The sequence below is a fragment of the Microbacterium sp. ISL-103 genome, from assembly GCF_018613995.1.
Classification (GTDB): Bacteria; Actinomycetota; Actinomycetes; order Actinomycetales; family Microbacteriaceae; genus Microbacterium.
Genome location: NZ_JAGGPD010000572.1, coordinates 1 through 2,350 on the forward strand (window position 1 = coordinate 1; position 2,350 = coordinate 2,350).

General features: G+C 68.8%; 4 protein-coding genes. All 4 read left to right on the top strand.

Annotated features, from left to right (window positions below; genetic code table 11):
- The first annotated feature begins 97 nt into the window (after positions 1-97).
- Entirely contained in the window at positions 98-943 is an 846-nt protein-coding gene (gene pyrF / locus J7E68_RS18000; protein WP_215174922.1) for an orotidine-5'-phosphate decarboxylase, read from the top strand.
- Entirely contained in the window at positions 936-1,844 is a 909-nt protein-coding gene (gmk, locus tag J7E68_RS18005; protein ID WP_215174924.1) for a guanylate kinase, read from the top strand. Before pyrF ends, gmk begins: the two co-directional genes overlap by 8 nt.
- Before the next feature lie 65 nt (positions 1,845-1,909).
- Entirely contained in the window at positions 1,910-2,167 is a 258-nt protein-coding gene (gene rpoZ, locus J7E68_RS18010) for a DNA-directed RNA polymerase subunit omega (protein ID WP_042536631.1), read from the top strand.
- Positions 2,168-2,259: 92 nt separating this feature from the next.
- The coding region (locus J7E68_RS18015) for an S-adenosylmethionine synthetase N-terminal domain-containing protein (protein ID WP_215174926.1) at positions 2,260-2,350 on the top strand (91 nt) is incomplete at its 3' end.

Consider the following 2,350-nt stretch of genomic DNA (forward strand, 5'->3'; position numbering starts at 1 on the left):
CGGTGCTCGGTGCCGCCGTGAGCGGCATGGACGCAGCGCACGAGGGATTCCAGGTCAAGAGCCTGCAGGAGTACGCCCTCGACCGGAAGGCCGCGGTGTGAGCGCACGCTTCGGCGAACGGGTCCGTGCCGCCCTCGCGGCGCACGGCCCGCTCTGTGTCGGCATCGACCCGCATGCGGCGCTGCTCGCGTCGTGGGGGCTCGGTGACGACGCCGCGGGTGTGCGCGAGTTCGGACTCCGCACGGTCGAAGCCGCCGCGGGTCGCACGGCGATCGTGAAGCCGCAGGTGTCGTTCTTCGAGCGCTTCGGGTCTGCCGGTTTCGCGGCACTCGAAGACGTCCTCGCCGCCGCCCGGGCGGCAGGACTCCTGGTGATCGCCGATGCGAAGCGCGGCGACATCGGATCGACCATGGACGCGTATGCCGCGGCATGGCTGACGCCGGGGTCGCCGCTGGAGGCGGACGCGCTCACGGTGAATCCCTTTCTCGGAGTGGGAGCGCTCGACGGCGCCTTCGCCCTCGCCGACGAACATGGCAAGGGACTCTTCGTGCTCGCCGCGACGAGCAACCCCGAGGCCGAGGTCGTGCAGCGCTCCGTCTCCGAGACCGGCCGCGCCGTGTCGGCCGACATCATCTCGGTCGTCTCGGCCCGCAACGCCGAGCATGCGCACACAGGCGAGTGGGGGAGCTTCGGCTTCGTCATCGGCGCGACGGTCGACTGGACGGACGCCGGCATCGCCGCGTTCACCCCGACGGCGCCCATCCTCGCACCCGGTTTCGGCACGCAGGGTGCGACGCCCGCGGATCTCCACCACCGGTTCGGCTCGATGAGCGGTGCCGTCATCGCGAGTGAGAGCCGCAGCATCCTCTCGGCCGGACCCGCAGGTCTCGCCGCCGCCATCGACGCACGCGTCGCAGAGTACAGGAAGGCCGGCCGTGGCTGAGTCCCGCCCCGTTCCCGAGGTCGATCGTGCCGCCGCCGCACGGAAAGCGGTCGAACGCCGCCGCGCCCGAGCGTCTCTCAAGCGCGATCTGACGATGCGCGTCGTGACACCGCAGACCGTCCTCGAGCGGGCCACCGCTGATCCCGACTCCGTCGAGGGATCGATGCGGATCACGGACTTCCTGCTGGCGCTCCCGGCGATCGGCGCAGGCAAGCGCGACCGCATCCTCGACGAGCTGCACATCTCTCCGGTCAAGCGACTCGGCGGTCTCGGAGTTCGCCAGCGAGTGGCGCTCTCCGAGTGGCTCGACTCGCGTTTCCCGGTGCTGGAACCGCGCGGCGAACGCAGTCGTCTTCTCGTCCTCGCCGGCCCCACGGCCGTGGGCAAGGGCACTGTCGCGGCGCACATCCGCGAGCACAATCCCGAGATCCATCTGTCGGTGTCGGCGACGACCCGCGCTCCCCGGCCCGGCGAGGTCGACGGAGTCCACTACTACTTCGTCGACGACTCCGAGTTCGACAGGCTGATCTCCGAAGACGAGCTCCTCGAGTATGCCGTCGTGCACAACAGGTCCCGCTACGGCACGCCCCGGGCGCCGATCGACGCAGCGCTGGCTGAGGGCAAGACCGTGCTGCTCGAGATCGATCTGCAGGGTGCACGTCAGGTGCGCAAGGCAGAACCGGCGGCGACGCTCATCTTCCTGCTGCCGCCGACCTGGGACGAACTGGTGCAGAGACTCGTGGGGCGCGGCACCGAGGGCGACGAGGAACGCGCGCGAAGGCTGCGCACCGCGAAGGTCGAATTGGCCGCGCAGAACGAGTTCGACCACCTCATCGTGAACGAGGACGTCGCCGCCGCCGCCGCGGAGGTCGTAGAATTGTCTTCAAGCTCTGCGCGCTGAGCGTCTTCGCGCGCCTGCTGCACCGTCTTAGCGACGATCCCGTCGCCTGATCAGGAGGTCCCACCATGGCCGGACACCACACCAACGGAATCATCGATCCCCCCATCGACAACCTGCTCGACCGCGTCGACTCGAAGTACGAGCTCGTGATCTACGCCGCCAAGCGGGCGCGCCAGATCAACGACTACTACTCCGACCTGCACGAGGGAAACCTCTTCGACAACGTCGGTCCGCTGGTCGACTCGTCCGTCGAGGACAAGCCGCTGACCATCGCTCTGCACGAGATCAACGAGGACAAGCTCCGCCTCCGTCACGCCGAGTGACGTCCGATGACCGCACCGCCGACTGATGTCGGCGGTGCGGTCCATCATGGGAGCACCCCCTTCCTGCTGTCCGATCCCTCTCTGGAGCCCTGATGAGCGCGCTGCGTCTGTTCACGTCCGAGTCCGTCACCGAGGGGCACCCCGACAAGATCTGCGACCAGATCTCGGACAGCATCCTCGACG